At 62.5% G+C, this 6,246-nt stretch carries 4 protein-coding genes; 1 reads left to right on the top strand and 3 read right to left on the bottom strand.

The features are described from left to right. On the bottom strand, positions 1-2,904 hold a 2,904-nt coding region (locus AC1D1B_RS29995), incomplete at its 3' end, for a beta strand repeat-containing protein (protein ID WP_477336986.1). A gap of 322 nt (positions 2,905-3,226) precedes the next feature. Here AC1D1B_RS29995 and AC1D1B_RS29990 point away from each other — a divergent pair. Beyond that, positions 3,227-4,171 carry a transglutaminase-like cysteine peptidase gene (locus tag AC1D1B_RS29990; protein WP_477336984.1) on the top strand — a complete coding sequence of 315 codons (945 nt, stop codon included), beginning with the start codon at positions 3,227-3,229 and terminating at the stop codon, positions 4,169-4,171. Between the two features lie 153 nt (positions 4,172-4,324). Here the strand turns inward: AC1D1B_RS29990 and AC1D1B_RS29985 are convergent, their stop codons facing one another. After that, a complete protein-coding gene (locus AC1D1B_RS29985; RefSeq protein WP_477336982.1) occupies positions 4,325-4,966 on the bottom strand; it encodes a ribbon-helix-helix domain-containing protein in 642 nt (213 codons plus the stop codon). Further along, entirely contained in the window at positions 4,956-6,245 is a 1,290-nt protein-coding gene (locus AC1D1B_RS29980; protein ID WP_477336980.1) for an HlyD family type I secretion periplasmic adaptor subunit, read from the bottom strand. The genes AC1D1B_RS29985 and AC1D1B_RS29980 overlap by 11 nt, the downstream gene beginning before the upstream one ends. Position 6,246: the final 1 nt, after the last annotated feature.

The raw sequence follows: 6,246 nt of genomic DNA, 5'->3' as shown, positions 1-6,246 counted from the left end.
CGTCGTCGACAGGTCGCCGTCGCCATCCATGATGGTGTAGACGAAGGTGTCCGTCGCGCCTGCCGGCGGAACCACGTTGGGCAGGCCGTCATAGCTGTAGGTGCCGTTGGCGTTCAGCGTCAGCGTGCCGAAGCTGCCGGCAATGCCCGCTCCGCCAAGCCCGCCGCTCACCGGCACTGCGGTGTTGCTGCCGGCGGCCACGCCGACAACCCCGCCGCCCGCCGCAAAGCCGTCGGCGCCGGCCACGTCATTGGTCAGCACGTTGCCTGTCACGATGCCGCCCTCGGCAACGCTGTTGCTGTCGAGGTTTGCGGTCGGCACGTCGTCGACGATGGTGATGACCAGGCTGCCGGCCGGTGCGCTGTCGCCGTCGGCGTCGGTGACGACGACCGCGAAGCTGGTGCTGGACGGATCGGTCAGCGTGTTGTCGATGAGGGTGTAGGAGTAGCTGATGGTGCCGACGCCGGTCGTTGCATCGTAGACATAGCTTGCCGTCAGTGTGCCGGTGGTGCCGTCGGCATAGGCCGTCGGCACGCTGGTCAGCACATGGCCGCCGAGCGAGACCACGGTCAGGCCGTCGGGCGAGGTGAAGCCAATCGTGCCCGAGGTGGTCTCCGAAGTCGAAGGCTCGTTCGAGCCCTCGGGCTCGCCGCCGCGCGCCGGCAAGGCGGCCTCGTAGACGGTGGTCGAGGCAAGGCCTGGCGCCGGGATGCTGTCGGTCGGCGTCGAATCGCCGATCGAGATGGTCAGCGTGGTGTGCGAGGTGTCGCCGTCGCCATCCTTGATGGTGTAGGTGAAGACGTCGTCATGGCCACCTTGCGAGCCGGCATCACGCGTATAGGAGTAGGAGCCGTCGGCATTGAGCGTCAGCTTGCCGTAGGTGCCCTGAATCTGGGTGCCGACATTGGCGTCTTCGCCGCCGGCCGTGGTCCCGGCCGCCACGCCAACGACACCGCCCGCCGGTGCGGTCGTGGTGGCGCCGTCGGCGCCGAAAACGTCGTTGGTCAGTACCTGGCCGGTCACCGGACCGAACTGGCCCGATGCAATGCTGTTGGTGTCGAGATTTGCGGTCGGCACGTCGTCGACGATGGTGATGACCAGGCTGCCGGCCGGTGCGCTGTCGCCGTCGGCGTCGGTGACGACGACCGCGAAGCTGGTGCTGGACGGATCGGTCAGCGTGTTGTCGATGAGGGTGTAGGAGTAGCTGATGGTGCCGACGCCGGTCGTTGCATCGTAGACATAGCTTGCCGTCAGCGTGCCGGTGGTGCCGTCGGCATAGGCCGTCGGCACGCTGGTCAGCACGTGGCCGCCGAGCGAGACCACGGTCAGGCCGTCGGGCGAGGCGAAGCCGATGGTGCCCGAGGTGGTCTCCGAAGTCGAAGGCTCGTTGGAGCCTGCCGGCTCGCCGCCGCGCGCCGGCAAGCCGGCCTCGTAGACGGTGGTCGAGGCAAGGCCTGGCGCCGGGATGCTGTCGGTCGGCGTCGAATCGCCGATCGAGATGGTCAGCGTGGTGTGCGAGGTGTCGCCGTCGCCATCCTTGATGGTGTAGGTGAAGACGTCGCTGACGCCGCCGGCCGAGCCGGCATCGCGAACGTAGCTGTAGGTGCCATCGGCGGCCAGCGTCAGCTTGCCGTAGGTGCCCTGGATTTCGACGCCGAGCGTGGCTGCATTGTCGACAGCGGCATTGGTGTTACCAGCCTGGACGCCAACTACTGTCGCGCCGTCGGCGCCCTTGGTGTCGGCAACGCCGTCCGTGGTGTTCGCGTCGACCGCGTCCGTACCGCCGACAAGCACATTGCCCGTCGCGGGGCCAGACTGGCCGGCGGCGACGCTGTCCGTGTCGGCAATCGCCGTCGGCACGTCGTCGACGATGGCGACGGCAAAGGTGGTGCTGGCCGAATCGCCGTCGACATCAGTAACTGTGATGCTGAAATTGTCCGGAACCGTGTCGTTGGGATTGAACCCGTCCCCCTGAAGGGGATGAGTGACCGATTCGGTCACCGTATAATTGTATTCGATAGCACCTGTGCTCGGATTGTAGGAGACGATCGTCAGGTAGCCGAAATCGCCCGGAATCTGCTGGCCGACGCCGATGACGGTGACGCCGTTGATGACGATCGACCCGATGCCATCCGGCGCGTCGATGCTGATCGTTCCGATGCCGGAGGTTTCAGAGTTGCTTGGCGCGTCGCTGCCGGGTGATTGGGCCGGACCGCCGTCAAGACCGGTTTCGCTGGCAGCCTGGTCTGGGGTGAGCAAGGACGTGGCCGTCACTGAAACCTGCCTGTCGACGACAGATGGAAACAGTTCGCGGCGATCCAGAAGCCCAAATTGCAGAGCCGTCGGGGGCAACAGTGCCGACAGGTCAAATCCGTCGCCGATGCCACCGGGGGGAACCGAGAAGTCTGCGCCCGCGCTTGGGTTCGCACCGCCCGGGCCGGCCGATATCGAGCCATCCGCACCAAAGGCGACATCGACGTGGCTTGCTTCAAGCGCTGCCAGCAAGGCAACGCGCGGCACCTCGACGTCACCGATGATGAAGGTCGGCACGTTGAGCGCGCCATCCTTGATCACGATCACCGAGCCATCGGCCTGTTCGAGCACGAGGTTGTGGCCGTCGACCTTGATGTTGTCGATCGAGACGTTGGCCGGAAGCTTTACCACATTGCTGGCGTCGGCCACGTATTCGTGGGGCGCAGCTGTCGCCGGGGCCTTCGCCTCCGCGGGTGCATCTTGTTTGACGGGCGCGCCGCTGCCGACATCGACCGGTACGGGCTCGGCAGGCGCCGCCTGAGCGGCCTGCGCTACCTGTGTCCCTGCCTGCGACGGTGAGCCGCCATGTTCATCGGGAGAATGCTGGTCCCAAGAATTCGAGACGGCGTCCAATTCGTTACTGTTCGTCATAACCAAACCCCTCCGGTATTTCCCGGAAAGAGACAGTGACGGCTCCTGCTTTGCAACTATGCCGCAATTGCTTTCATATATTCCGATATGCTTGTCTCAGCATTTTTTGCACGTGGTAAATCCAAAACATATAACCTGGTATACGTTGGTTGGGCCGTGTTCCGTTTTACACCCTTCAGTCAGGATGGGCCGGTAGACAAAAGTATAAAATTGAATAAAATTTTATGCAAAATAGATGTTCCTGTTTGCCGGAAACTTATCCACCTTCCTTTCCAGTAAGTTGAGACAAGATTGATAGCGTCCACAGTCAAAGGTGGGCGTTATGAAAAAAGAAAAATCTGCCGCGGGGATAACCGGGCTCAAGCTACTCCTGCTGGCGATGGGCATGGCAAGCCTGCCGCAGCCATCCTCCGCAGGCACTGTTGCAGTTGATGCCGGCGCTGTCGCTGGAATGCTGGCGAGGGTCGAGACCCCGCCCAATCTCGGCGGCGTTTCGCTGGCTCGACCGCAAGCCTGGCAGCCCGTTTCAGCCTACAGGATCGGCATGATTTTCGACAGCTATGGTCCCGTTACCGTTTATGAAAAGCGTGGTCCTTCAATTGCGCAGGACGACGCCGGGATCGACCCGATCCAGACCGCGGCGATCATTCCCGGCGTGTTCGGTTCGGTTGCCCTGTCGATGCGCAATTTCCCGGTCTCGGCGCGCTGGGCGCCTGTCTACAAGGCAATTGTCGAGTGCACCGCGAGCAGTGCATGCGAGCGCAAAAACAACACCTTTGCCGGGATCGTCAAGGCGGCCGGGGACATGGGTTTCATCGACAAGCTGTCTTTCGTCAACTCAAGTATTAATCGCGCGATCGCCTACAAGAAGGACAGCGTAGTTTACGGCAAGCTCGACTACTGGGCCAAGCCTTCGGAAATCCTCGAGCGGCGGGCAGGGGACTGCGAGGATTTTGCCATCCTCAAGATGGCCGCGCTGCTGCATGCAGGCATCCCGGCTCAGAGCATGTCGCTGGTTGTCTTGCAGGATCGCAAGCGCGGTTTCTTTCATGCCGTGCTGTCGGTCAGCACCGGCAGCGGCGTCTTCATTCTCGACAGCCTGAGCAACGTCGTTTCGCGCGACAGCGATCTGCCGAGCTACGTGCCGCTGTATTCGTTCAGCACCGACCGCGCGTGGATCCATGGCGCAAAGACCGGCTCTGCGCAAATAGCCGATATCAAGGGCGGCCTTTCGACGGTCGCGCCGGGCGAAGGCCTGCAGCAGTAAGTATGCCATCAGGGTGTCTTGGGCGCCCTAGAGCAGTTCACCGTTTCACGTAAACGGCGAACCGCTCTATCTCCTTGCTTTGACGCAATTCCCTAGGGAAAGCGCTACGCGCTTTTCCCGGGAAAACCGTTTCACACTTTTCCTGGAATTGCTCTAGCCGCCGAACACGAACGCCATCAGCAGTTCCGGCTCGACCACCGGCGCCCGCACCGCATTCAGTTGACCCCGGTAGCGGCGGTCGCCGGCACCGATGACGAAACCGGTGGCGACCGGCGTCTCGCCATTGGCCTCGAGCCTGGCGAATATGTCGGCGACGTTGAGGTCCAGCGCCAGCTTGAGGTCGGGGCGCGTGTCCTCGTTCGACGCCACCGGCAATTGACGCCGCACCAGTTGCTGGAACGGCGCATTGAAGGTCAGGATCTTCTTCGACGATGACAGGGCAAAGGCCGGCGAGGGGCAGGCGACCAGTATGGCGTTGATGGTCTTGATCGACGCCAGCCTCTGCAAGGTGAGGTTCTGGTCGGCCAGTCCACGCATACAGGCTACGCGGATTGCCGATGTCAGGTTTCCAGTGTTGGCGTGGCTCTCGGCGATCTCTTCGATCAGCATGCCGATCGTGCATTTGCGGCTTTCAGCCATTTGCTTCAGCGAGGTCCAGAACGCCCGCTCCAGACGAATGCCGCGGCGCGTGCCGCCACGCGCCACAACCCGGAACTCCAGTCCGAAATCCTCTGCCGCCAGCGGTGGCAGCAGCCGGTCGCGATCGGCAGGAAGGGAGACGGCGCTACCGCTCACTCATCGCCTCCTCACGCGCCTTGTTGATCGGCTTCATCAGGTAGGTGAGGATCGTCTTGCGTCCGGTCTTGATGTCGACCGAACAGATCATGCCGGGGATGATCGAATAGGTCTTGCCGTCGCGTGTCAGCGTCGATTTGTCGGTGGCAACGCGAACCTGATAGTAAGGTTCGCCGGTCTTCTGGTCGACCAGGCTGTCGGCAGTGATGTTCGAGACCTTGCCTTCGATGCCGCCGAAGATCGAGAAGTCATACGCAGTCACCTTGATCAGGGCATCCTGCCCCGGCCGGATGAAGGCGACGTCTCGCGGTGAAACACGTGCTTCGACCAGCAGGGTCTCGGAGGTCGGCACGATACCCGCGACGACCGCGCCGGGCTGGACGAAAGCGCCGACCGTGTTGATGTCGAGCGTGTTGACGATACCGTCGACGGGCGAACGGATGTCGGTTCGCGCCACCTTGTCGGTGGCGCCGCGAATCGTCTCATCCACCACCGAGAGGTCGGCCAGCGCCTGCGTGAGATCGCTGAGCGCTTCCTGTTGCAGTTCCAGGCCGAGTTCATTGACCTGAAGCTGGGCTTCCGTGATGGCCGACTTGGCTTTTTTGATGGTTTCTCCGGCGAGTGCCAGTTGGCCATTGAGTTCGGTCTGCTCGCGCTCGACGCGGAGCTGCTCGGTTCGCGCCATCAGGCCTTTCTTGACCATCGCTTCGACCAGCTTCGCCTCCTGGTCGCTGACGACCAGATTCTTGGTGAGGCGATCGGCATTGGCGTTGGCCTCGTCCAGTTCCTTCTCGCGCTGATCGAGGCGCGACTTGAGAACCGATAGCTTGACTTCGAAGTTGTCGCGGCGTGCGATGAGCAGCTTCTGTTCGTTGTCGCAGATTTCCGGCGCCACCTTCTGGATCTCCGACGGGCAGGGAAACGCGCCCTCGAGAGTGCCGGTCTGTTCGAACTTGAGCCGTGCAATGCGCGTCTGCAGCGCACGCGCCTTGGCCTGCTGCTCGCCAAGGCTGGAGGTGTTGAAGGTGTTGTCGAGGCGAATGATGAGGTCGTTCTTCTTGACGATCTGTCCGATCGTCACAGCGATTTCCTGAACAACGCCAGGCTCGCTGGCCTGGATGATCTGGGTTTTCGACGCCGGTATGATCTTGCCGTCGCCGCGTGCGATTTCATCGACCTCGGCAAAGGACGCCCAGGCGACCGAACTCGCAAAAAGCGCTCCGATGATGAATATCGACGCCGACGCGAAAAGCGGCGGCCGGTCTTCCCTGGCAAGCATT

Source organism: Mesorhizobium sp. P2_C5_2 (assembly GCF_056404535.1).
This window is presented reverse-complemented; position numbering and strand designations above follow the sequence as displayed.

Excerpts from the sequence above, each read along its gene's own strand:
- AC1D1B_RS29990 (WP_477336984.1), top strand. The coding sequence starts at position 3,227 with ATGAAAAAAGAAAAATCTGCCGCGGGGATAACCGGGCTCAAGCTACTC.
- AC1D1B_RS29980 (WP_477336980.1), bottom strand. The coding sequence starts at position 6,245 with ATGCTTGCCAGGGAAGACCGGCCGCCGCTTTTCGCGTCGGCGTCGATA.